This window comes from Algihabitans sp., from assembly GCF_965226985.1.
GTDB lineage: Bacteria > Pseudomonadota > Alphaproteobacteria > Kiloniellales > DSM-21159 > Algihabitans.
The window spans coordinates 1,377,807-1,399,487 of the sequence record NZ_OZ245712.1; the positions used below are offsets into that span (position 1 = coordinate 1,377,807).

The window sequence follows — 21,681 nt, forward strand, 5'->3', positions numbered from 1 at the left end:
TAGGATTCACGCCTTAGGTCGGATCGCAGAGCGATCCGACCTAAGGCGATCCTGCTCTGGAGTGCGATCGTCGCGAGCGGAAGCGTTTGGCTTCTGCCTAAGACGATCCTGCTCTAAGCGCTGCGCCGTCATGCACTGTGCTACCGACCGTTGGCCGGGGCGGGCCGCCCGTGCTAAGGGCTCTCCCGATTGGAATTCATGGTGGCGGGAGTGCAGCTCAGTGTCGGGGGAGGGACGGATGCGGCGTAAGCTGATCGCCGGGAACTGGAAGATGAACGGTCTGACGGCCGACGGTCTGAAGCTGGCTGAGACGCTGGCCCAGCGGGCGCAGCAGGCGGCCGACTACGGCGATCCGGCGCCACCGGCCTGCGATCTTCTGGTTTGCCCGCCCTTCACGCTGCTCTCGCTGGTGCGCGATGCCATTGCTGGTGGCGGCATCGCCCTCGGCGGACAGGACTGCCATGCAGCGCCGGCGGGGGCGCATACCGGTGATGTGGCGGCCCCAATGCTGAGGGATTTGGGTTGCGCCTTCGTGATTCTCGGCCACTCCGAGCGCCGCCAGAACCATGGAGAAGACGATGCGACGGTGCGTGCGAAGACCGAGGCGGCCTTGGCCACCGGTTTGACGCCGATTGTCTGCGTCGGCGAGACGGAGGCAGAACGCGATGCCGGCCAGACCTTGGCGGTGATTGCACGGCAGATCGAGGGGTCGCTGCCGGCCTCGGCTTTGTCGGACGAGGACGCGGGGCTGGTGGTGGCCTACGAGCCGGTCTGGGCCATCGGGACCGGTCGAACGGCGACGGCGGAGCAGGTGCAAGAGGTGCACGTCGCTCTGCGCCGTCAGCTTGCGGAGCTGCTCGGCCAATCGCGTGCGGAGGCCACGCGCCTGCTCTACGGCGGTTCGGTCAAGCCGGAGAACGCGCAGGAGTTGCTGGCACTGCCCGACGTCGACGGCGCGCTGGTCGGCGGCGCCAGTCTGAAGACCGAGGATTTCTGGGCGATCGCGACGGCCTGTCCGGCGTAAGACTGGGGCACGGACCTTGGAAGGGCATCGCGAGCGAGTTTTCGCGCGCGGATCGGCTCTAGCCATTGCCGCGCCGATCCCTTACATAGCGCCAAGGTTTCAAATAATCGGCTCTGCTTAGGAGGGCCACGCCGCTAAGCTGCCAGGCTGCGCCTTGTGCGGCGTCGTCGTGCGTGCGGCCGTCTTCGTGTTTCAGGTTGGGACTATGGAACAGATACTGCTCGTCATTCATCTGCTGATCGCGATCGTTCTGATCGGCGTCGTCCTCATGCAGCGCAGCGAAGGCGGTGGCCTGGGCATCGGCGGCGGGGGCGGCGGTGGCGGTGGCGGAGGGATGAGCGGTTTCATGACGGGCCGTGGCACCGCGAACCTTCTGACCCGCACGACGGCGATCCTGGCGGCCTGTTTCATGATGACCTCAATCGGTCTGGCCATCCTGGCCGGCGGCCACAGCGACGGAGGGTCGATCCTGGACCAGCCGGTCGGCGAGACCTTCGTGCCCCCGACGCCGGTCTTGCCGGATGCAGCGCCGGGCGAGACCGACTCTCCGTCCGAGCCCAGCGTTCCGCTTCAGTAGCCGTCGGAGGTTCCGCTCGGGTCCGGCCGGCACTCCGGTCTGGTCCCGACTCCGGGTCGGCCCTTATCTCTCCCGGGACCGCTGCGTAGCTTCCGCGCCGGTCTCCCGTACGTTCAGATCTACAGGATTTTCATGCCGATCCAGCATTTCGGCCTCGGCTCTTGCCGTGCGCGCAGTCAGCGAGGATAGTGGCGGTCCATGACGCGGTTCATCTTCATCACCGGCGGCGTGGTCTCCTCTCTCGGCAAGGGCCTGGCTTCTGCGGCACTCGGTGCGCTTCTGCAGGCGCGCGGCTTCAAGGTCCGCCTGCGCAAGCTCGACCCCTATCTGAACGTCGATCCGGGCACCATGAGCCCCTTCCAGCATGGGGAGGTCTACGTCACCGAGGACGGTGCCGAAACCGACCTGGATCTGGGGCACTACGAACGCTTCACGCGGGTCGCGTCGCGCCGAAGCGACAACGTCACCACCGGGCAGCTCTATTCGAAGATCCTGACGAAGGAGCGGCGGGGCGACTACCTGGGCGCGACTGTCCAGGTCATTCCCCACGTCACCGATGCGATCAAGGAGTTCGTCCGGGGCGATATCACCGACGAAGACTTCATCATCTGCGAGATCGGCGGGACGGTCGGCGACATCGAGGGGCTACCCTTCTTCGAGGCGATCCGCCAGTTGGGTAACGAGCTGGGGCGCGAGCGCAGCCTCTTCATGCATCTGACGCTGGTACCCTACATCTCCACCGCCGGCGAGCTCAAGACCAAGCCGACCCAGCACTCGGTCAAGGAGCTGCAATCGCTCGGCATCCAGCCGGATATTTTGGTCTGCCGCTCGGAAATGCCCCTGGGCCGGGACGAGCGGCGCAAGCTCGCGCTCTTCTGCAACCTGCGCGAACAGGCTGTAATCCAGGCCCTCGACGTCGATACGATCTATGCCGTCCCGCGCGCCTATCACGAGGAAGGCATCGACCAGGAGGTCTGCCACCACTTCGGGCTGGAGACCCCGCCGCCGGATCTTGCCCGCTGGGACGAGGTCTGCGACGCAATCCGCGGTCCCGACGGCGAGGTGACCATCGGGGTGATCGGCAAGTACACCAGCCTGATCGACGCCTATAAGTCGCTGGCCGAGGCCCTGGCCCATGGCGGCGTGGCCAATCGCGTGCGGGTCGGAGTGCGCTGGCTGGATGCGGAGATCTTCGAGAAGCCGGGCTATCTGGCGGAACTGGAAAACGTCCACGGCATTCTCGTACCCGGCGGCTTCGGCGAGCGTGGCACGGAGGGCATGATCGCTGCCGCCCGCTTCGCCCGGGAGCGCAAGGTGCCCTACTTCGGTATCTGCCTTGGCATGCAGATGGCCGTCGTCGAGGCAGCACGCAATCTGGCGGATCTGCCGGAGGCGAGATCGACCGAGTTCGGGCCCACGGATCAGCCGGTGGTCGGCCTGATGACCGAATGGCTGCGCGGAAACGAGGTCGAGCGCCGCAGCAGCGAAGGCGATCTGGGCGGGACCATGCGCCTGGGCGCCTATCCGGCGAAACTGACGCCCGGCAGCCAGGTGCATGAAATCTACGGCGCCGAGCAGATCTCCGAACGGCATCGGCACCGCTACGAGGTCAACATCAACTTCAAGCAGCAACTGGAGACCACGGGGCTGCTCTTCTCAGGCCTCTCGCCGGATGGCGTCCTGCCGGAGATCGTCGAACTGCCGGGGCATCCCTGGTACATGGGCGTGCAGTTCCATCCTGAACTGCGATCGCGGCCTTTCGAGCCGCACCCGCTCTTCACCTCCTTCGTCCGCGCGGCGTTGGAGCAGTCGCGGTTGATGTAGGGGGCCGAGCATGACCATCGGGAGCCAGGAGGACCTGGAGCAGCTTAAGGCCGTCGGACAGATCGTCGCCCAGGTCTTGCGCGATATGGGCGCGGCCCTGGAGCCGGGCATGACCACCCGCGAGTTGGACGAGCTGGGCCGGCAGGGTCTTGAGGCGCGGGGCGCCCGCTCGGCGCCGGAAATCACCTACGGCTTTCCTGGCGCCACCTGCATCAGCGTCAACAACGAGATCGCTCACGGCATTCCCGGCGAGCGTCGGATCGCCGCCGGCGACTTGGTGAATATCGACGTCTCCGCCGAACGGAACGGTTTCTTCGCCGATACCGGCGCGAGCTTCCCGGTGCCGCCCACCACGCCAGCGCAGCGCCGGCTCTGTCAGACCACCCGAAAGGCCTTGGACCGTGCGGTGGGTGCGGTTCGCGCCGGCGCACCTCTCAACCGCATCGGCAAGACCGTTGAGAAGGTGGCGCGTCAGCAGGGCTACACCATCGTCCGCAATCTCCAGAGTCATGGCGTCGGCGGCGCGCTGCATGAGGAACCCGGCGCCATTCCCTCCTACTACGATCCGGCGGATCGCCGCCGTCTGCACGACGGCATGGTGATCACCATCGAGCCCTTCCTCTCGACCGGTGCCGAATGGGCCGAGGAAACCGGAGATGGCTGGACCTTGGCAACGCCGAAGCACTACATAACGGCACAGTACGAACACAGCCTGGTGGTGACGCGCGGCGGGGCGATTGTTCTCACGGTCCCATAGCCCCGCCGGTCGCTGCCTCGGCGCCATAGGAGAAGCCCGACCATGACGGCACACCGTTCGGTACGCGTCGGCGATCTGGAGATCGCCAATGACCTGCCCCTGACCCTGATCGCCGGCCCCTGCGCCCTGGAATCGCGCCAGCACGCGCTGGAGATGTCCTACGCGATCAAGGAAGTGACGGACCGTTTGGACATCGGGCTGATCTACAAGACCTCCTTCGACAAGGCCAACCGCACCTCGCTCGGCTCCAATCGCGGCCTGGGGCTGGAGGAGGCCCTGCCGATCCTGGCCGAGGTGCGCGAGAGCGTCGGCTGTCCGGTGCTGACCGACGTGCACCTGCCCGAGCAGTGCGCGCCGGTGGCGGAAGCGGTCGACGTGCTGCAGATCCCGGCTTTTCTGTGCCGCCAGACGGATCTGCTGGTCGCGGCGGCGAAGACCGGCAAGGTCATGAACGTGAAGAAGGGGCAGTTCCTGGCCCCCTGGGACATGCGCAACGTCGCCGAGAAGGTCGCGCTGTCCGGCAACGACCGCATCTTGCTGACCGAGCGCGGGGCTTCCTTCGGCTACAACACGCTGGTGACCGACTTTCGCAGTCTGCCGATCATGGCGGAGACGGGCTATCCCGTGGTGTTCGATGCCACCCATTCGGTGCAGCAGCCGGGCGGGCAGGGCGCCACCTCCGGCGGCCAGCGCGAGTTCGTGCCGGTGCTGGCCCGTGCCGCCGTCGCGGTCGGCGTCGCGGCGGTCTTCATGGAAACCCATCAGGACCCCGACAGTGCGCCCTCCGACGGTCCCAACATGGTGCCGCTGCGCGAACTCGAAGGGCTGCTGAGCCAGCTGGTCGCCTTCGACAAGGTCGCCAAAGCCGCCTAGCCCGAGGCTCTAGCTTACGCCTCCACCCTGCACCGCTTGCTCGGTCGAGGCTGTGCGGCTATCCATCCATCGTTTCTTGCCGCATCCCGCACACCGCAAACCGATCCCAGAGGAGCGACCATGACCGCCATCGTCGACATTCGTGCCCGCGAGATTCTCGATTCTCGCGGCAATCCCACGGTGGAGGTCGACGTGACGCTGGAGAGCGGTGCTTTCGGACGGGCGGCCGTGCCCTCGGGCGCCTCGACCGGCGCCCATGAGGCGGTGGAGCTGCGCGACGGCGACAAGGGACGCTACGGCGGCAAGGGCGTGCTGAGCGCGGTCGAGGCGGTCAATCACGAGGTCTTCGACGTGCTCTCGGGCCTGGAGGCCGAGGATCAGGTCGCCATCGACCGCACCTTGATCGAGCTGGACGGGACCGACAACAAGGCACGCCTGGGCGCCAACGCGCTGCTGGGCGTCTCCCTGGCGCTCGCCAAGGCCGCTGCCGAGGAGAGCGGCTTGCCGCTCTACCGCTATGTCGGCGGCAGTTTCGCGCGCCGCCTACCGGTGCCCTTCATGAACATCGTCAACGGCGGCGCCCATGCCGACAACCCCATCGACTTTCAGGAGTTCATGATCGTCCCCTGGGGTGCCGAGAGCTTCGCCGAGGCCCTGCGCGCCGGCGCCGAGGTCTTCCAGGCCCTGAAGGGCAAGCTGAAGGCCGCCGGCCACAACACCAACGTCGGCGACGAGGGCGGCTTCGCCCCCGACCTGCGCTCGGCGACCGAGGCCCTGGACGCCATCGTCGGTGCCATCGAGGCGGCCGGCTACAAGCCGGGCGAGGAGATCGCCCTGGCGCTCGACTGCGCCTCCACCGAGTTCTTCAAGGACGGCAAGTACGACCTGGCCGGCGAGGGGCGGCTGCTCACCTCGGGCGACCTGGCAGCGGAACTGGCCAAGCTGACCGAGGCCTATCCCATCGTCTCCATCGAGGACGGCATGGCCGAGGACGACTGGAACGGCTGGGCCGAACTGACCCGGTTGATCGGAACCAAGACGCAGCTCGTCGGCGACGACCTTTTCGTCACCAATCCCAAGCGTCTCACGCGCGGCGTCGAGCAGGGTATCGGCAACGCGATCCTGATCAAGGTCAATCAGATCGGGACCCTGACCGAGACGCTGGAAACCGTCGAGATGGCCCATCACGCCAGCTTCGGCGCCATGATGTCCCACCGCTCCGGCGAGACCGAGGATGCGACCATCGCCGATCTGGCGGTGGCGACCAACTGCGGTCAGATCAAGACCGGCTCGCTCTCCCGCTCCGACCGCCTTGCGAAGTACAACCAGCTTCTGCGGATCGAGGAAGAGCTGGGCACGGCGGCCGACTACGCCGGACGCGGCTGCATCCGGCTGGGGTAGGAGTGCTTTGGCGCAGAGCTTAGTCTTGATGAGCCAGCCGTCGTTCCATGAGGACGGTTTCTTCGTTGCCAAAGAACTTATGCTTCAGAGACTTGTATCCTAAGGTCGTATAGAAACGTTCTGCGGTCAGGGATGAGGCAATGGTCAAGGAGCCAAGGCCTGCACTTCTTGCAGATGCCTCGACTGCCTTCATGAGCCGCGATCCTATCCCTTTTCGTTGATGCTCGGGGGCGACAAACACTGTTTTAACAGTGCTTTGCTCTAAAGCCGCGGTTCCGATGACCTCGTCGTTACTAATTGCGACGAAAACAGTTCGGCGACTCATCATTTCGGCAATGCATTGAGGGGTGAAGTTATTGAGGAGCCGATCTATGACCGTCTCCGAATAGTCCTGCGCGTTGCTGCGTCGCAGAGTATTGCAGACGACTGAGCTAATCGCAGTTGCATCGTCTTTCGTGGCCAGTCGAATGGTTATCATATCGGCATGCTATGCCTTTAGGACATCCGATGTTAGGGGAGAAGCTGGGGTTCGAAGCTGTCTTTAGTCCTACGGAGTGTGACGGCTCGGCATATGAGTCCCTTGCGCCACAGGTCACAGGGAATACGTCGATTTTCTTGACTCCGGATTTGACCGGAGTCGCCGGGCGTGATTCTCTGCGGTCATGCAGCTCGCCTCGGAAGTTCGTCGCCGTCTCAAGATCATCCTGCCGCAGGTCCTTGCCGTCGGCGTGATCGGCTATTTCGCCTATCATGCCGTCCAGGGTGAGCGCGGTTTCCTGGCCTATCTGCACCTGTCCCAGGAGTTGGCGGAAGCCGAGGCCGTGGCTGCCGCCGTTGCCTCGGAGCGGGCGGAGCTGTCGAGTAAGGTGGATCGTCTGCGCAGCGGCAGCATCGATCCCGATCTGCTTGAGGAGCGGGCCCGTGCGCTGCTCAACTACGGCTATCCGGAAGAGGCTGTGGTTCTGCTGGAACCCTACAGCAGCATCAATTAATCGAAGTTCGGTTAATTTTCATTTTTCCATTATATTTCATGACGATGTGCTGTTTCTTGCATTTCGCTTTTCGCGCCTTTACCTTAAGCGGTGACTGAAGTCGGGGGTTAACCCCCGCGTGGTCGCGCAACAGGGAGAGCGCCTGAATCAATGGCTAACAGAGCATCTGGAGGCGGCAAGGCGTCGGCTTCCAAATCTTCGTCCGCGACTACGCGTGGAAACGGCAAAGGCAGGTCCGCCAAATCGTCGAGGTCCGCCCGGTCGGCCCCAAAGACTGCTTCGAAGACGGCAGCTGCCAGTGCGTCGAGCGCCACCAAGCGTCAGGCCGAGCGCGCCAAGAAACACGACAAGACGACCCTGCTGGAACTTTACCGCGAGATGCTGCTGGCGCGGCGCTTCGAGGAGAAGGCCGGCCAGATGTACGGCATGGGCCTGATCGGCGGGTTCTGTCACCTCTACATCGGGCAGGAGGCGGTGGTGGTCGGTCTGCAGACCGCGATCACCGACAAGGACACGGTTGTCACCTCCTACCGCGATCACGCGCACATGCTGGCCTGCGGCATGGACCCGAAGGGCGTGATGGCCGAGCTGACGGGGCGCCGCACCGGCTACTCCAAGGGCAAGGGCGGCTCCATGCACATGTTCAGCCGGGAGAAAAACTTCTTCGGGGGGCATGGCATCGTCGGCGCCCAAGTGCCCATCGGGACCGGGATCGCCTTCGGTCACAAGTACCTGGAGGAGAAAGCGGTCTGCCTGACCTACCTGGGCGACGGCGCGGTCAACCAGGGTCAGGTCTACGAGGCCTTCAACATGGCCGCCCTCTGGAGCCTGCCGGTCATCTACGTGATCGAAAACAACAAGTACGGCATGGGCACATCGATCGAGCGTTCCTCCGCCAAGGCCCAGGAACTCTACAATCGCGGGCAGGCTTACGGGATCCCCGGCGTTCAGGTCGATGGAATGGACGTCCTGGCCGTACGCGAGGCCGCCGACAAGGTCGTGGCACACGTACGGGCCGGGAAGGGGCCTTACATCATGGAGATGCTGACCTATCGCTATCGCGGTCACTCCATGTCGGACCCGGCCAAGTATCGCTCGAAGGAAGAGGTGCAGAAGATGCGCACCGAGCGGGACCCAATCGATCGGCTAAGGCATACGCTGATCGAGGAGGGTTATTGCAGCGAGGACGAGCTGAAGGCCATCGACCGCAAGGTGAAGGACATCATCTCCGAGGCAGCCGAGTTCGCCCAGAACTCGCCCGAGCCCGACGAGGCCGAGTTGTGGACGGAAGTCTACACCGAGGCCGAGGCGGCGGAGTAAGCGGGCGGCGACGGGAGGACAGAAACGATGCCGATTGAAGTGCTGATGCCGGCGCTCTCGCCGACCATGACCGAGGGCAAGCTGGCCAAGTGGCTGAAGCAGGAAGGCGAGGAGATCGCCTCCGGCGACGTCCTGGCGGAGATCGAGACCGACAAGGCCACCATGGAGGTCGAGGCGGTCGAAGAGGGCACGCTGGGGCGGATCCTGATTTCCGAGGGGACCGACAACGTGGCGGTCAATACGCCCATCGCCCTGCTGCTGGAGGAGGGTGAGGACGCCGCGGCGCTCGACGGCGCCAAGGCCGCGCCCGCTCAGACGGCGGCGGCGCCCGAGCCTGCGGCTGAAGCGCCTTCCGCTGAAGTGCCTGCGAGCGCCCCTGCCCAGGCCGCCGCGCCGGCACCGGAACCCGAGCCGGACTGGGACGGCCCGACCAAGACCCTGACGGTGCGGGATGCCCTGCGCGATGCCATGGCCGAAGAGTTGCGGCGTGACGCCAAGGTCTTCGTCATGGGCGAGGAGGTTGCCGAGTATCAAGGCGCCTATAAGGTCACCCAGGGGCTGCTGGCTGAATTCGGCGAGAAACGGGTGATCGACACCCCGATCACCGAGCACGGCTTTACCGGTCTGGCGGCGGGCGCCGCCATGTACGGCCTGAAGCCGGTCGTGGAGTTCATGACCTTCAACTTCGCCATGCAGGCCATCGACCAGATCATCAACTCCTCCGCCAAGACGCTCTATATGTCGGGCGGTCAGATCCAGAACCCCATCGTGTTTCGTGGGCCGAACGGCGCCGCCTCGCGCGTCGCCGCGCAGCACAGCCAGTGCTATGCTTCCTGGTACGGCCACGTGCCGGGTCTTAAGGTGGTTTCGCCCTGGTCGTCGGCGGATGCCAAGGGGCTGCTCAAGGCGGCGATCCGCGATCCCAACCCGGTCATCTTCCTGGAAAACGAGATCCTCTACGGGCAGTCCTTCGAGGTGCCCGACACGGAGGACTGGCTGGTGCCGATCGGCAAGGCCAAGGTCGTGCGCTCCGGTAGCGACGTGACCCTGGTCGCGCACTCCATCATGGTTGGCCGCTGCCTGGAGGCCGCCGAACAGCTGGCGGGCGAGGGGATCGAGGCCGAGGTCATCGACCTACGCACCATCCGGCCGATGGATACGGCGACGGTGGTCGAGTCCGTGAAGAAGACCAACCGTCTGGTCACGGCCGAAGAGGGCTGGCCCTTCGCCGGCATCGGCTCGGAACTGGCGGCCGTCATGATGGAGCAGGCCTTCGATCATCTGGACGCGCCGGTGGTGCGCGTGACCGGTGCCGACGTGCCGCTGCCCTATGCCGCTAACCTGGAGAAGCTGGCTCTGCCGCAGGCCGACAAGGTCGTCGCGGCGGCCAAGCAGGTCTGTTATCGCGACTGATCCCGGACCGCCCCGCAGAAGGGCGGTCGCCTGTTGCGCGTTCTGGAAGGAATTGGAAGCGTCATGCCGATCAACGTCCTGATGCCGGCGCTCTCGCCCACCATGACCGAGGGCACTCTCGCCAAGTGGCACGTCAAGGAAGGCGACGAGGTTAACTCCGGCGACGTCATCGCCGAGATCGAGACCGACAAGGCGACCATGGAGGTCGAGGCGGTCGAGGAAGGCAAGATCGGCAAGATCGTTGTCGGCGAGGGGACCGAGGCGGTCGCCGTGAACGCGGTCATCGCCATCCTGCTCGAAGAGGGCGAGAGCGAAGGCGATATCGACGTGGCGGCGGCTCAGTCCAATGCGCCGCCGGCGCCCGGCGGTAGCACGAACGGCAGCGGTGGCGGCGAGCCGCCTGCGATCAGTCAAGCCGAGGCGCCTGCACCCACTGCACCAGCCAAGCCCGAGGCTGCGGCCGGTCCGTCCGGCGACAGGGTCTTCGCGTCGCCCCTGGCGCGCCGGATGGCGCAGCAGGCCGGCCTCGATCTTGGCCAGCTCAAGGGCTCCGGTCCTCACGGACGGATCGTGAAGGCCGATATCGAAGCGGCCCTGTCCGGCGGTGCCGCTGCGCCGGCTCCCGCGAAAGCGGCCTCCGGAACGGCGGCCGAGGCACCCTCCGCAGCGGCGGCTCCGACGTCCGGTGCGGCGATGCCTCAGGGCCAGTCCGGGAAGGTCTTCGCGGATGCCTTCGGCATTCCCTACAGGCAGGAACCGCTGTCCGGCATGCGCAAGGTGATCGCCCAGCGCCTGACGGAGTCCAAGCAGACCGTTCCGCACTTCTACCTGACCGTCGACTGCGAGCTGGACGCCTTGCTGAAGGTCCGTAAGGACCTCAATGGGCGCTCGCCCGAGGGCGAGGGGGCCTACAAGCTGTCGGTCAACGACTTCGTGATCCGCGCGGCGGCTCTGGCCCTGCGGCAGGTTCCCGAAGCCAACGCAGCCTTCGATCCCTCCGGCCTGCTGTTCTTCGAGCGTGCCGATATCTCCGTCGCCGTGGCGACGCCGGCCGGCCTGATCACCCCCATCGTGAAGCAGGCCGACGGCAAGGGGCTCGCCCAGATCTCGACGGAGATGCGCACCCTGGCCGGCAAGGCGCGCGACGGCAAGCTGATGCCCGAGGAATACCAGGGCGGGACCTTCTCGATCTCAAATCTCGGCATGTTCGGGGTCAAGCAGTTCGAGGCGGTGATCAACCCGCCGCAGGGCTGCATCCTGGCAGTCGGCGCTGGCGAGCAGCGTCCGGTGGTCAAGGAAGGCGCGCTCTCCGTCGCGACGGTCATGTCCTGCACCCTGTCGGTCGACCACCGCGTGGTCGACGGCGCGGTCGGTGCCCAGTTCCTAGCCGCCTTCAAGAAGCTGATCGAGGATCCGCTGTCGATGCTGTTGTAAGGGGGCCCTTGGAGGGCTCGAACCTGGAGGCCTGATCGAGCTTGCGATCTTTCGCTCCCCTCCCTTACGCCGCCGCACCCTCGGCGATAGGTTCGCCGGGCGGATGTGGGCCAGGCTTCGGATCGAGCGGCCCGCTCCGCGCTACAGAAGCGAGCGGCTGTTCGAAAGGAGCGCGATGATGAGCGAAGAGGTTCCGAGCATTCTGTCTCACGTCTCGATCGGGACGGAGGATTTCGAGCGGGCGACCGCTTTCTACGACCGTGTGCTGGCGTCGATCGGCATCCGGCGCATCATGGAGCATCCCGGCGCCGTCGCTTACGGCAAGCTCTATCCGGAGTTCTGGGTACAGTTGCCGTTCGACGGCCGGCGGGCGACGGTCGGAAACGGCACGCACGTTGCTTTCTTCGTGGCCTCGAAACAGGAGGTCGAGGCCTTTCACCGCGAAGGTCTGGCGGCCGGCGGAGAGGACGACGGCGCGCCGGGGCCGCGCGAGGATTACGGCGCCCCTTACTACGGCGCCTTCCTGCGGGATCTGGACGGACACAAGATCGAAGCGACCTTCTGGGACCAGAAGCTCGCGAGCGAACTAGGGATGGGATAGGACAGCATGGCCGACAGCGATTTCGATCTGGTCGTGGTAGGCGGCGGGCCGGGCGGTTACGTCGCCGCCATCCGCGCAGCGCAGCTGGGCATGAAGGCCGCCGTTGTCGAGCGCGAACACCTGGGCGGCATCTGCCTCAACTGGGGTTGTATTCCCACCAAGGCCCTGCTGCGCACCAGCGAGATCTATCATTACTTCCAGAACGCCAAGACCTACGGCCTGAAGGCCGACAACGTGGGCTTCGACATCTCCGCCGTGGTCAAGCGGTCGCGCCAGGTGGCGGGGCAACTGAGCGGCGGCGTCAAGCACCTGCTCAAGAAGAACAAGGTCACGGTCTTCGACGGCCACGGCAAGCTGAACGGCAACGCCGGCGGCAAGCGGAAGCTGAAGGTCGAGAAGGACGGCAAGTCCGTCGCGGATCTCACCGCCAAGCACGTGATCCTGGCGACCGGCGCTCGGGCGCGTCAGCTTCCGGGGTTGGAGGCCGACGGCAGCACCGTCTGGACCTACAAGGAGGCCATGGTGCCCGACGCCATGCCGAAGTCGATCCTGGTGGTCGGCTCGGGCGCTATCGGCATCGAGTTCGCCAGCTTCTACCGCACTATGGGTGCTGAGGTGACGGTGGTGGAACTGGTCGAGCGAATCCTGCCGGCCGAGGATCCCGAGATTTCCGACTTCGCGCGCAAGACCTTCGAGAAGCAGGGCATCAAGATCCTGACCGGGGCCAAGGTCACCAAGGTCGAGCGCCCGAAGAACGGCTCGGGCATGGCCAAGGCGACGGTCGAGCAGGGCGGCAAGACCCAGGTCATCGATGTCGAGAAGGTGATCTCCGCGGTCGGCATTGTCGGCAACACCGAAAACATCGGCCTGGAGGGCACCAAGGTAAAGGTCGAGCGTGGACACATCGTGATCGACGAGTGGATGCAGACCGGCGAGCCGGGCGTCTATGCCATCGGCGACGTCTGCGGTGCGCCCTGGCTCGCTCACAAGGCGAGCCATGAGGGCGTGATCTGCGTCGAGAAGATCGCCGGCAAGAACGACGTGCACCCGCTGAACCTGCGCCGCATTCCCGGCTGCACCTACTGTCACCCGCAGATCGCCTCGGTCGGTCTGACCGAGGAGAAGGCCAAGGCCGCCGGCCATAAGCTCAAGGTCGGACGCTTTCCCTTCATGGGCAATGGCAAGGCCATCGCCCTCGGCGAGCCGGAGGGCCTGGTCAAGACGGTCTTCGATGCCGAGACCGGCGAACTGCTGGGTGCCCACATGATCGGCGCCGAGGTCACCGAGCTGATTCAGGGCTACGCTGTGGCCATGCAGCTCGAGACCACCGAGACGGACCTGATGCACTCGGTCTTCCCGCATCCGACCCTGTCGGAAATGATGCATGAGTCGGTGCTTGATGCTTACGGGCGTGCGGTCCATTTCTAGGGGCATGACGGAGATGACCGACAAGCCCCGCCTGCGCCATCCCGAGAAGGCCCACAAGCCCGACAACCCGGTGCAGCGGAACAAGCCGACCTGGTTGCGCGTGAAGGCGCCAGTCAGCCGCGAGTACCACGCGACCCGGCAGGTGGTGCGCGAGCACAAGCTCACGACCGTTTGTGAGGAGGCGGCCTGTCCCAACATCGGCGAGTGCTGGGCCAAGAAGCACGCCACCATGATGATCATGGGCGACATCTGCACCCGCGCCTGCACCTTCTGCAACGTCGCGACAGGCAAGCCCGGTGCGCTCGACCCCTTCGAGCCCTATCGCGTTGCCGAGGCGGTCAAGAAGCTCGGCCTGCAGCACGTGGTCATCACCTCGGTCGACCGGGACGATCTGGAGGATGGCGGTGCGGAGCATTTCGCCAAGGTGATCGGATCCATCCGCGAGGCGACACCGACCACCACCATCGAGATCCTGACGCCCGACTTTCTGCGCAAGGACGGGGCGCTGGAGGTCGTGGTCGCAGCCAAGCCCGATGTCTTCAACCACAATCTGGAGACCGTGCCGCGCCTCTATCCGACCGTGCGGCCCGGGGCGCGCTACTTCCATTCCCTGCGCCTGCTGGACCGGGTGAAGCAACTCGACCCCACGATCTTCACGAAGTCGGGTCTGATGGTAGGTTTGGGGGAGGAAAAGGGCGAGGTCCAGCAGGTGATGGACGACCTGCGTTCCGCCGACGTCGATTTCCTGACCATCGGTCAATATCTGCAGCCGACGCCGAAGCATCACGTTGTCGAGCGTTTCGTAACGCCCGACGACTTCAAGGCTTACGAGACGGCGGCCTTCGCCAAGGGATTCCTTGTGGTCTCCGCGAGCCCTCTGACCCGCAGTTCCTATCATGCCGACGAGGACTTCGCCCGTCTTCGGCTGGCACGCGAAAAGCAGGTGGCTGCGGCCGGTTGATCTGTCGGCCGCGGCGGCTAACCTTGACGGATTGTCGCGGTCCCGTTCGCCCAGCTCTCACAGAAACTTAACTTCGACACCTTACATTTTCGCTCAACTCGGCGGGGGCGACGAACGCCTGGCCGGAGCGAGTCCGGCGCCTTAGAGCAGGATCGTCTCAGATGGAAGCCAAACGCTTCCATCTGAGACGATCGCGCTCTAACGTCCCGACCGTTTGTATTGCCTCAATCGTCTGCAACCGTTACGTCGTATCCCGATCATGCCCACCCATGCCGAGCAGCGTTTGCTGCCCTATCAGCCGCAAGAGCTTTTCGATCTGGTCGCCGACGTCGAGCGCTACCCGGAGTTTCTTCCGTGGTGCAAGGCGGCACGGGTGCGTCAGCGTGAGTCGGAGGAGCGCCAGATCGTGGCTGATCTGGTCGTCGGCTTCAAAATGGTGCGCGAGCGCTTCACCAGCCGGGTCGATCTTGAGCCCGAGGAGCGGGTGATCCGCGTTCAGTATGTCGACGGCCCCTTCCGCTACCTCAACAACACCTGGCAGTTCATCGAGCATGCCGACGGCTGCATGATCGATTTTTACGTCGACTTCGAGTTCCGCTCGCGCGTCTTGCAGAAGATGCTGCAGCCGCTGTTCAACGAGGCTGTGCGCCGGATGGTGGCGGCCTTCGAGGGGCGGGCGAAGGAGCTTTACGGTTAATCAGAGCAGCCAGACGGCGGCACTTGCCAACGACTCCGGGTTGGGCGAATCCGACGCTACCGACAGCGCGGCGAACATGATCATCGTCATGACGGCATTGAAGACGCCGTGCATGGCGATGCAGGGCCAGAGGCTGTCCTCCATCTCCCGCAGGCGCGCAAGCAGCAGTCCGACCAGCAGTAACGCCGGGATCAGCTGTGGTATCCCGTGGGCGATGGAGAAGACGGCGGCGGAGAGAGCCATGGCGAGCCCTGCCGTCAGGTGACGGCGTAGCCAGCCGTGGAGCACCCCGCGAAAGGCTAGTTCCTCGACGAAAGGCACCAGCACGGATACCAACGGCAAGACCAGCAGGAAGCCCCAGAGAGACGGGCCGGCCGGCGCCAGCATCTCCACCTGAGGATTGGTCTGCTCGACGCCGAACAGCACGAAAGTCACCGCGTTGACGGCGATCGCCGGCGGGATGGCGCCGAGACCCCAAAGAGTGCCGCGCTTCAACCAGCCGTTCGGCAGAGGTCCCAGCCCGAGAGTCCTGAGCGAGAGGCGTCGCCCGTTCCAGAGAACCGCAAGGAAGACGACGAGGAAAACGGCGGCCTGACTGGCCAGCACCAGCGGCACCAGCAGCGCGCTGCTTTGGGTATCGGCGTTCGCCAAACCGAGGGCGCCGGCCAGCAGGATCACGAGATAGCCAGACCCCAGGAAGCAGATGACCGTCACCAGCACGTCGATGATGTCCGGACGCGCGGCACCCGCCGGCTCGGGCAAGACGGAAAGCTGCGTCCCGTCGTCCTCTGGGAGGCGGCTGTCCTCGAGCTTGCGCTGGGGAAGGCGGCTAAAGGGCATGGGCAAGCAGATGGATCCCATGACGCAGCGATGCCAGACGCACCTCGCTGCGCGTGCCGGAAAAAAGCTGGCGGTCGCTTTGGGCGAAGGCCGGCTCGTCTTGCTTGGCGAGGCCGAACCAGACCAGTCCGACCGGTTTTTCGGGCGAGCCGCCGCCGGGCCCGGCAACCCCGGTGACGGACAGCGCGATCTGCGCATGGCTTGCGGCCAGCGCGCCCTCGGCCATGGCCCGCGCCGTCTCTCCGCTGACGGCGCCGAACTCCGCCAGCGTAGACTCGGCGACGCCGAGCAGTTCGCTCTTGGAGGCGTTCGAATAGGTCACGAAGCCGCGCTCCACCACGTCGGAGGAGCCGGCGATCTCGGTCAGTGCGCCGGCGATCAGCCCGCCGGTGCAGCTCTCTGCCGTGACCAGCTGCCGGCCTGCCGCGCGGTAGCGCTCCAGCAGCTCTTCCGCCGCCTCTAGTATGTCCAAGGGAAACACGAGTTTCTCCCCAGCCAGATCCAGGCAAGGTAACAGACCACCATGGCGTAGGGAGCCGCCAGAATGTCGTCCAGCATGATGCCGAGGCCGCCCTTGATGCGCCGGTCCGCCCAGTTCGCCGGCCAGGGTTTCAGGATGTCGGCAACGCGGAAGGTCACGAAGGCCAGCAGGTAGAGTTTAAGGTCGAGGGCGACCGGGAAGATCACCAGCCACTGCGCGACGACCTCGTCGACCACCACTTCGCCGGGATCCGCGCGCGATCCGGCGTACTTGGCGCTCGCCCAGATCCCGACCAGAAACAGCAGAACCGCCGCCGCCAGCAGCGCCCAGGGACCGCCGAGCCACACGATGGCCGCCGCGAAGGGCAGGGCGGCAAGCGAACCCCAGGTGCCCGGTGCCTTCGGCAGCAGTCCGGCGCCGAACCAAGTGGCGATCAGGCTGTCGAGTCGCCAGAAGGGGGGGCGCTGCCAGCCTTTCGGCGATCGCGGTGACTGGGCCGATGCCTCAGGCGGTGCTTGGGTCATGAGCCGCGCGGCAGTTCGACCGTGGCCGTTGCCTGCGCGGCGATACCCTCGCCGCGTCCGGTAAAGCCTAGCTTCTCGGTGGTGGTCGCTTTCACGGCGACGCGTTCGGCGGCGATGCCCAGGATCTCCGCGACGCGCTGGCGCATGGCCGGGCGATGCGGTCCGATCTTAGGGGCCTCGCAGATCAGCGTGAGGTCGCAGTGGAGCAGTCGCCCGCCGCGCGCCGTCACCAGGGTTCCGGCATGACGCAGGAAACGTGCGGAATCGGCGCCGCGCCAAGTCGGATCGCTGGGCGGGAAGTGGCTCCCGATGTCGCCGTCCGCCAGGGCGCCCAGAATGGCGTCGGTCAGGGCATGCAGTCCGACATCGGCATCGGAGTGCCCTGCCAGCGCCTGGCTGTGGGCGACGCGAACACCGCAGAGGGTGACGGCCTCGCCCGGGCCGAAGCGGTGCACGTCGAAGCCCTGGCCCACCCTGACCTCGCCGGCCGGGGCTTGCGACGGGCCGCCCGGGTTCAACCAGCCTTCGGCCTCACTCAGATCGGCCGGCGTGGTGATCTTGACCAGCTTCGGCGAGCCCTCGACCAGAGCGACCGGCAAACCGGCCGCCTCGGCCACCGCGGCGTCGTCGGTGAGTTTTTCTCCGATGGCGGTGCGGTGTGCGGCCAGGATCGCCTCGTAGTGAAAGGCCTGAGGGGTCTGTGCCCGGTACAGGTCGTTTCGGGGAACCGTTTCGACAACCCGGTCGCCGGCGCCGCGTTTCAGGGTGTCGGCAACTGGCAGCACCGGCAGGGCTCCGGGCGCCTGCTCCAGGGCCTCCAGCAGGCGCGCAACCACGGACGACTCCAGCAGCGGACGAGCGGCGTCGTGGATCAGGACCCTGTCAGGGGCGATCTCCCGCAGGCTCTCCAGCCCCAGGCGCACCGACTCCTGTCGCTCCCGGCCGCCGTGCACCGGCGGCAGCAGATCCAGTCCGGCGGCCGCCTCGGCATAGGCCGCTGCGTCGTCGGGATGGATGACGGCGCGTACGGCGCCAACCGCCGGATGGGCGGCCAAGCGCGCCAGCGCGTGGGTCAGGATCGGACGGCCGGCAAGCGGCGTGTACTGTTTCGGTGCCGTGCCGCCGAAGCGGCTGCCGCGTCCCGCCGCGACCACGAGTGCTGCCGTCGTGCCACCCGCCGCTGTTGTTCCGTCGATAGTCTGTTCGTTCTTTTCCATGGCCACGGGTCTACAGGGCTTTGCCGGGCGGTGGAACCGTTTGCTCTTGGAAAAGCGCCCAAGCCTTTGACTTCGCCTATCTTACCGCGCGCTGACGCACGTGCGGAACGTTCTCACTTTATAACGGAAGTAGGCGCAGGCGCTGCTGTGCGCTCGGCCAAGCGGTGTTATAAAGCCGGCATGCCGATCGCGCTTCTGATCAACGTGACCGCCTTGGCCGCCTTGATTCCGGCCGCGCTGTTACCCTGGCGTTGGCACAGCCAGCGCCCCGATCTGGTGTTCTGGGCGGTTCTCGCCGTGGCCGTCGCCGGCCCGCTGGCCGCCATCTCGGTTCAACTGGACGGTGGCTGGTCGACCGGATTGGGCGCCGCGCTCTGGCTTTCGGTTGCCACGTCGCTGGCGGCCTTCGCGGCCTCGGCGTTGTTCTTGCAGCAAGCCTGGCGCCTCGCCGCCCTGCTGCTGCCCTACCTGCTCTGCCTGGGTGTCTTGGGCACGGTCTGGATCGCGGCCGAGACCGAGCCGGAGCCCCTGGCGCTTGAGCCCGGCTTCCAGGCGGATATCTGGTTGCTCGTCCATATCGCCGTTTCTCTGACGACCTATGCGCTGGCGACCCTGTCGGCCGTGGCCGCCGCAGCGGTCTTTCTGCAGGAGCGGTCGCTGAAAAAGAAGCGCCGGAGCAGTTTGACCCAGCGCTTGCCCTCGGTGGCCGATGCGGAGCGCCTGCAGTTCAACTTCCTCGCTGCCGCCGAAACGGTTTTGGGCTTCGGCATCGTGACCGGGATCGGCATCGCCTGGTACCAGACCTCGACCCTGCCGCTGGATCACAAGACCTTCCTGTCCCTGCTGGCCTTCGCGGTCATCGGCCTGCTGCTCTATTTGCAAAGCCGCACGGGCCTGCGCGGTAAGCGCGCCGGCCGGCTGGTCTTGGTCGCCTACCTGCTGCTGACGCTTGCCTATCCTGGGGTCAAGTTCGTCACCGACGTCGTTATCGGCTGACAGCGCCCCAGCAGGTCTTTCAAATAATTCGTAGAAAAACGACTTTGCTCGTCCGCTTCGGCAAAGTGTCGCAGTGTTCTGGGAAAGACCGGAATTCCCTACCGCGCCGTCGCGAAAAGACGTGCAAGGCGCGGTCTAAGTCGTTACAACACGCCCAATGAATAAGCATTTGGCTGTGAATGCCTCAATGATGGGCATTCAGATCGATGATCTCTCTTTCGCACCGGTGGTCTTGGCGCCCATGTCGGGGGTCACGGACCTGCCCTTCCGCCGCCTGGTCAAGCGCCTGGGGGCGGGACTTGTGGTGTCCGAGATGATCGCCAGCCAGTCGATGATCCGGCAGACCAAGGAATCTCTGAAGCTCTCCAGCTCGACGCCGGAGGAGTTTCCCATGGCCGTTCAGCTTGCGGGGCACGAACCCGAGGTGATGGCCGAGGCGGCCAAGCTCAATGTCGACCGGGGCGCGGCGATCATCGACATCAACTTCGGCTGTCCGGTTAAGAAGATCGTCAACAAGCTGGCCGGTTCCGCCATGATGCGCGAGCCGTTGCTGGCCGGACGCATCATGGCGGCGGTGGTCAAGGCCGTCGACCTGCCGGTCACGATGAAAATGCGCCTCGGCTGGGACGAGGACTGCCTCAACGCGCCGGAGTTGGCGCGGATCGCGCATGACTGCGGCGTGCGGCTGCTGACGGTACACGGTCGCACGCGCTGTCAGCTCTACAACGGTCGGGCCGACTGGCAGGCGGTTCGTGCCACCGTGGAGGCGACCGACCTGCCGGTACTGGTGAACGGCGACATCGGCAGCTTGAGCGATATTGATCTTGCCTTGGCGCGCTCGGGGGCCGCGGGCGTGATGATCGGGCGCGGCGCGCAGGGGCGTCCCTGGTTTCTGCGACAGGCCATCGCTTGGATGACCGAACGGCGCATCGAGCCGGATCCCAGCCTCGTCGAGCAGTGTGCGATTGCCTTGGAACACTACGAGGCTCTGCTGGAGCACCACGGAACGGTGATGGGCAACCGCATCGCCCGCAAGCATCTGGCTTGGTATGCCACGGGTCTCGCAGGGGCCAACGAGTTCCGGCGCCGGGTCAACCGCGCCGAGCAGCCGGGCGAGGTGCGGGCGTTGGTGAAGGCTCTTTACGACGATGCCGTCACCGCTGCCGAGGCTGGCGATCTGACGGAGGGGCTCGCCGCATGATGTCCGCACAGGCCCTGCGTCGCGTCATCTCCGGCGGCGAGATCGATCACGGCGCCATCCTCAATGCCTTGTCCGAGCCGCTGTTCGTGCTCGATGAGAACGGCAGCTTCGTTTACGTCAACCTGGCGGCCGAGCAGTTTCTCGGTCAGTCGTCGAAGACTCTGTTGAGCCGTCCCCTGACGGATCTGCTGCCGGCGGATCATCCGATCTTCATGCTCGTGGACCAGGTGCGGATCGGCGGTCATTCCATCACGGAGTTCGGCGTTACCATCGAGACGCCCAGGATCGGGACGCGGCTGGTTGCGGTGGACGTCTCGGCCATCAACGAGAACGAAGGACATGTGGTCGTGGCGCTGCACGAGCGCTCCATCGAGCGCAAGCTCGACCACCAACTGACCCACCGCAGTGCCGCACGCTCGATCACCGGTATGGCGGCCCTACTGGGGCATGAGATCAAGAATCCGCTCTCCGGCATTCGCGGCGCCGCCCAGCTGCTTGAGGCCTCCGCCGAGGAGCGCGACAGGCTGCTGACCCGCCTGATCTGCGAGGAGGCCGACCGCATCGTCTCTCTGGTCGATCGCATGGAGATGTTCGCCGACGACCGCCCCATCGAACGCGGCGCTGTCAACATTCACGAGGTGTTGGGGCATGTGCGCCGGCTGGCGGAGACGGGCTTTGCCGGGCAGGTGACCTTTCACGAGAGCTACGATCCCTCTCTACCGCCGGTCTACGGTAATCGGGATCTTCTGATTCAGGCCCTGCTCAATCTGGTTAAGAACGCCTCGGAAGCCCTTCCGAAGACAGGTGGCGAGATCCGCCTGTCGACCCGCTATCAGCAGGGCGTGCGCTTGGCGATCCCCGGGGGCGGCAGTCGTGTGGATCTGCCCCTTGCCGTGACCGTGCGCGACAACGGCTCGGGCATCCCCCAGGATCTGCGGGCCAGTCTGTTCGACCCCTTCGTGACGACCAAGCCGGCCGGCAAGGGTCTCGGTCTCGCCCTGGTGGCCAAGGTGGTCGGAGACCACGGCGGTACCATCGGGTTCGACAGCGATGAGAAGGGCACGGCCTTCCGGCTGATGCTGCCCAAGGCGCCTTGAGTGGCACTGTGACGCCAGACGTG

The 21,681-nt window shown here is 65.6% G+C and carries 22 protein-coding genes; 17 read left to right on the forward strand and 5 right to left on the reverse strand.

Translation table 11 applies throughout. From position 1 onward, the window contains the following. Nucleotides 1–238: 238 nt before the first annotated feature. The 6 genes from tpiA (at nucleotide 239) to eno (ending at nucleotide 6,456) form a co-directional block, all read left to right on the forward strand. On the forward strand, nucleotides 239–1,024 hold the full coding sequence (gene tpiA, locus ACO054_RS06230) for a triose-phosphate isomerase (RefSeq protein ID WP_421709575.1): 786 nt from the start codon (nucleotides 239–241) through the stop codon (nucleotides 1,022–1,024). Nucleotides 1,025–1,229: 205 nt separating this feature from the next. Beyond that, nucleotides 1,230–1,601, forward strand: coding sequence for a preprotein translocase subunit SecG (secG, locus tag ACO054_RS06235; protein WP_421709576.1), 372 nt, complete (start codon nucleotides 1,230–1,232; stop codon nucleotides 1,599–1,601). Between the two features lie 198 nt (nucleotides 1,602–1,799). Beyond that, a complete protein-coding gene (locus ACO054_RS06240; RefSeq protein ID WP_421709577.1) occupies nucleotides 1,800–3,425 on the forward strand; it encodes a CTP synthase in 1,626 nt (541 codons plus the stop codon). A gap of 10 nt (nucleotides 3,426–3,435) precedes the next feature. After that, on the forward strand, nucleotides 3,436–4,182 hold the full coding sequence (gene map, locus ACO054_RS06245) for a type I methionyl aminopeptidase (protein WP_421709578.1): 747 nt from the start codon (nucleotides 3,436–3,438) through the stop codon (nucleotides 4,180–4,182). Between the two features lie 42 nt (nucleotides 4,183–4,224). Next, nucleotides 4,225–5,055, forward strand: a complete 831-nt coding sequence (kdsA, locus tag ACO054_RS06250; protein WP_421709579.1) for a 3-deoxy-8-phosphooctulonate synthase — start codon at nucleotides 4,225–4,227, stop codon at nucleotides 5,053–5,055. A 120-nt stretch (nucleotides 5,056–5,175) separates the two neighbouring features. Continuing rightward, the gene (gene eno / locus ACO054_RS06255) at nucleotides 5,176–6,456 is read left to right on the forward strand and encodes a phosphopyruvate hydratase (protein WP_421709580.1); all 1,281 of its coding nucleotides are present in this window, start codon (nucleotides 5,176–5,178) and stop codon (nucleotides 6,454–6,456) included. 19 nt (nucleotides 6,457–6,475) lie between these two features. On the opposite strand, the gene ACO054_RS06260 is transcribed toward eno, so the two are convergent. Further along, nucleotides 6,476–6,934, reverse strand: a complete 459-nt coding sequence (locus ACO054_RS06260) for a GNAT family N-acetyltransferase (RefSeq protein ID WP_421709581.1) — start codon at nucleotides 6,932–6,934, stop codon at nucleotides 6,476–6,478. Nucleotides 6,935–7,118: 184 nt separating this feature from the next. On the opposite strand from ACO054_RS06260, the gene ACO054_RS06265 reads away from it, so the two are divergent. The 8 genes from ACO054_RS06265 to ACO054_RS06300 all read left to right on the forward strand — a co-directional run bounded on the left by ACO054_RS06265 (nucleotide 7,119) and on the right by ACO054_RS06300 (nucleotide 15,302). Beyond that, nucleotides 7,119–7,448, forward strand: a complete 330-nt coding sequence (locus tag ACO054_RS06265; protein ID WP_421709582.1) for an FtsB family cell division protein — start codon at nucleotides 7,119–7,121, stop codon at nucleotides 7,446–7,448. Between the two features lie 357 nt (nucleotides 7,449–7,805). Next, nucleotides 7,806–8,768 (forward strand): pyruvate dehydrogenase (acetyl-transferring) E1 component subunit alpha, encoded by a 963-nt coding sequence (gene pdhA / locus ACO054_RS06270; protein ID WP_421710337.1) that lies wholly within the window; start codon nucleotides 7,806–7,808, stop codon nucleotides 8,766–8,768. Between the two features lie 27 nt (nucleotides 8,769–8,795). Then, nucleotides 8,796–10,181, forward strand: coding sequence for a pyruvate dehydrogenase complex E1 component subunit beta (locus tag ACO054_RS06275; RefSeq protein ID WP_421709583.1), 1,386 nt, complete (start codon nucleotides 8,796–8,798; stop codon nucleotides 10,179–10,181). A 63-nt stretch (nucleotides 10,182–10,244) separates the two neighbouring features. Further along, nucleotides 10,245–11,615 (forward strand): pyruvate dehydrogenase complex dihydrolipoamide acetyltransferase, encoded by a 1,371-nt coding sequence (locus tag ACO054_RS06280; protein ID WP_421709584.1) that lies wholly within the window; start codon nucleotides 10,245–10,247, stop codon nucleotides 11,613–11,615. Nucleotides 11,616–11,793: 178 nt separating this feature from the next. Next, on the forward strand, nucleotides 11,794–12,216 hold the full coding sequence (locus ACO054_RS06285; protein ID WP_421709585.1) for a VOC family protein: 423 nt from the start codon (nucleotides 11,794–11,796) through the stop codon (nucleotides 12,214–12,216). A 6-nt stretch (nucleotides 12,217–12,222) separates the two neighbouring features. Next, the gene (lpdA, locus tag ACO054_RS06290) at nucleotides 12,223–13,644 is read left to right on the forward strand and encodes a dihydrolipoyl dehydrogenase (protein ID WP_421709586.1); all 1,422 of its coding nucleotides are present in this window, start codon (nucleotides 12,223–12,225) and stop codon (nucleotides 13,642–13,644) included. Between the two features lie 4 nt (nucleotides 13,645–13,648). Continuing rightward, nucleotides 13,649–14,605: a lipoyl synthase gene (gene lipA / locus ACO054_RS06295; RefSeq protein ID WP_421709587.1), complete on the forward strand. Its 957-nt coding sequence runs from the start codon at nucleotides 13,649–13,651 to the stop codon at nucleotides 14,603–14,605. A gap of 259 nt (nucleotides 14,606–14,864) precedes the next feature. After that, entirely contained in the window at nucleotides 14,865–15,302 is a 438-nt protein-coding gene (locus ACO054_RS06300) for a type II toxin-antitoxin system RatA family toxin (protein WP_421709588.1), read from the forward strand. On the opposite strand, the gene ACO054_RS06305 is transcribed toward ACO054_RS06300, so the two are convergent. The 4 genes from ACO054_RS06305 to ACO054_RS06320 are packed head-to-tail and all read right to left on the reverse strand — an operon-like array spanning nucleotide 15,303 to nucleotide 18,364. After that, nucleotides 15,303–16,142, reverse strand: coding sequence for a CPBP family intramembrane glutamic endopeptidase (locus ACO054_RS06305; protein ID WP_421709589.1), 840 nt, complete (start codon nucleotides 16,140–16,142; stop codon nucleotides 15,303–15,305). It abuts the gene before it with no gap. Continuing rightward, the gene (locus tag ACO054_RS06310) at nucleotides 16,132–16,623 is read right to left on the reverse strand and encodes a CinA family protein (RefSeq protein ID WP_421709590.1); all 492 of its coding nucleotides are present in this window, start codon (nucleotides 16,621–16,623) and stop codon (nucleotides 16,132–16,134) included. Before ACO054_RS06310 ends, ACO054_RS06305 begins: the two co-directional genes overlap by 11 nt. Next, the gene (locus ACO054_RS06315; protein ID WP_421709591.1) at nucleotides 16,602–17,147 is read right to left on the reverse strand and encodes a phosphatidylglycerophosphatase A; all 546 of its coding nucleotides are present in this window, start codon (nucleotides 17,145–17,147) and stop codon (nucleotides 16,602–16,604) included. Before ACO054_RS06315 ends, ACO054_RS06310 begins: the two co-directional genes overlap by 22 nt. Beyond that, nucleotides 17,144–18,364 (reverse strand): bifunctional 2-C-methyl-D-erythritol 4-phosphate cytidylyltransferase/2-C-methyl-D-erythritol 2,4-cyclodiphosphate synthase, encoded by a 1,221-nt coding sequence (locus tag ACO054_RS06320; RefSeq protein WP_421709592.1) that lies wholly within the window; start codon nucleotides 18,362–18,364, stop codon nucleotides 17,144–17,146. Before ACO054_RS06320 ends, ACO054_RS06315 begins: the two co-directional genes overlap by 4 nt. Nucleotides 18,365–18,544: 180 nt before the next feature. Here ACO054_RS06320 and ccsA point away from each other — a divergent pair, with 180 nt between their 5' ends. From ccsA to ACO054_RS06335, 3 genes are all read left to right on the forward strand, one after another. Further along, nucleotides 18,545–19,360, forward strand: coding sequence for a cytochrome c biogenesis protein CcsA (gene ccsA, locus ACO054_RS06325; protein WP_421709593.1), 816 nt, complete (start codon nucleotides 18,545–18,547; stop codon nucleotides 19,358–19,360). Between the two features lie 190 nt (nucleotides 19,361–19,550). Further along, on the forward strand, nucleotides 19,551–20,561 hold the full coding sequence (dusB, locus tag ACO054_RS06330; protein WP_421710338.1) for a tRNA dihydrouridine synthase DusB: 1,011 nt from the start codon (nucleotides 19,551–19,553) through the stop codon (nucleotides 20,559–20,561). Further along, nucleotides 20,558–21,658 (forward strand): two-component system sensor histidine kinase NtrB, encoded by a 1,101-nt coding sequence (locus ACO054_RS06335; RefSeq protein ID WP_421709594.1) that lies wholly within the window; start codon nucleotides 20,558–20,560, stop codon nucleotides 21,656–21,658. Before dusB ends, ACO054_RS06335 begins: the two co-directional genes overlap by 4 nt. The last annotated feature ends 23 nt before the right edge of the window (nucleotides 21,659–21,681 follow it).

Bases quoted from the DNA above. Each gene is read 5' to 3' on its own strand.
- lipA (WP_421709587.1), top strand. From the start codon at position 13,649: ATGACGGAGATGACCGACAAGCCCCGCCTGCGCCATCCCGAGAAGGCC.
- map (WP_421709578.1), top strand. From the start codon at position 3,436: ATGACCATCGGGAGCCAGGAGGACCTGGAGCAGCTTAAGGCCGTCGGA.
- lpdA (WP_421709586.1), top strand. From the start codon at position 12,223: ATGGCCGACAGCGATTTCGATCTGGTCGTGGTAGGCGGCGGGCCGGGC.
- secG (WP_421709576.1), top strand. From the start codon at position 1,230: ATGGAACAGATACTGCTCGTCATTCATCTGCTGATCGCGATCGTTCTG.
- tpiA (WP_421709575.1), top strand. From the start codon at position 239: ATGCGGCGTAAGCTGATCGCCGGGAACTGGAAGATGAACGGTCTGACG.
- ACO054_RS06320 (WP_421709592.1), bottom strand. From the start codon at position 18,364: ATGGAAAAGAACGAACAGACTATCGACGGAACAACAGCGGCGGGTGGC.
- ACO054_RS06300 (WP_421709588.1), top strand. From the start codon at position 14,865: ATGCCCACCCATGCCGAGCAGCGTTTGCTGCCCTATCAGCCGCAAGAG.
- ACO054_RS06275 (WP_421709583.1), top strand. From the start codon at position 8,796: ATGCCGATTGAAGTGCTGATGCCGGCGCTCTCGCCGACCATGACCGAG.
- ACO054_RS06260 (WP_421709581.1), bottom strand. From the start codon at position 6,934: ATGATAACCATTCGACTGGCCACGAAAGACGATGCAACTGCGATTAGC.
- dusB (WP_421710338.1), top strand. From the start codon at position 19,551: ATGGGCATTCAGATCGATGATCTCTCTTTCGCACCGGTGGTCTTGGCG.
- ACO054_RS06285 (WP_421709585.1), top strand. From the start codon at position 11,794: ATGAGCGAAGAGGTTCCGAGCATTCTGTCTCACGTCTCGATCGGGACG.
- ccsA (WP_421709593.1), top strand. From the start codon at position 18,545: ATGCCGATCGCGCTTCTGATCAACGTGACCGCCTTGGCCGCCTTGATT.
- ACO054_RS06305 (WP_421709589.1), bottom strand. From the start codon at position 16,142: ATGCCCTTTAGCCGCCTTCCCCAGCGCAAGCTCGAGGACAGCCGCCTC.
- ACO054_RS06280 (WP_421709584.1), top strand. From the start codon at position 10,245: ATGCCGATCAACGTCCTGATGCCGGCGCTCTCGCCCACCATGACCGAG.
- eno (WP_421709580.1), top strand. From the start codon at position 5,176: ATGACCGCCATCGTCGACATTCGTGCCCGCGAGATTCTCGATTCTCGC.
- kdsA (WP_421709579.1), top strand. From the start codon at position 4,225: ATGACGGCACACCGTTCGGTACGCGTCGGCGATCTGGAGATCGCCAAT.
- ACO054_RS06315 (WP_421709591.1), bottom strand. From the start codon at position 17,147: ATGACCCAAGCACCGCCTGAGGCATCGGCCCAGTCACCGCGATCGCCG.
- ACO054_RS06335 (WP_421709594.1), top strand. From the start codon at position 20,558: ATGATGTCCGCACAGGCCCTGCGTCGCGTCATCTCCGGCGGCGAGATC.
- ACO054_RS06240 (WP_421709577.1), top strand. From the start codon at position 1,800: ATGACGCGGTTCATCTTCATCACCGGCGGCGTGGTCTCCTCTCTCGGC.
- ACO054_RS06265 (WP_421709582.1), top strand. From the start codon at position 7,119: ATGCAGCTCGCCTCGGAAGTTCGTCGCCGTCTCAAGATCATCCTGCCG.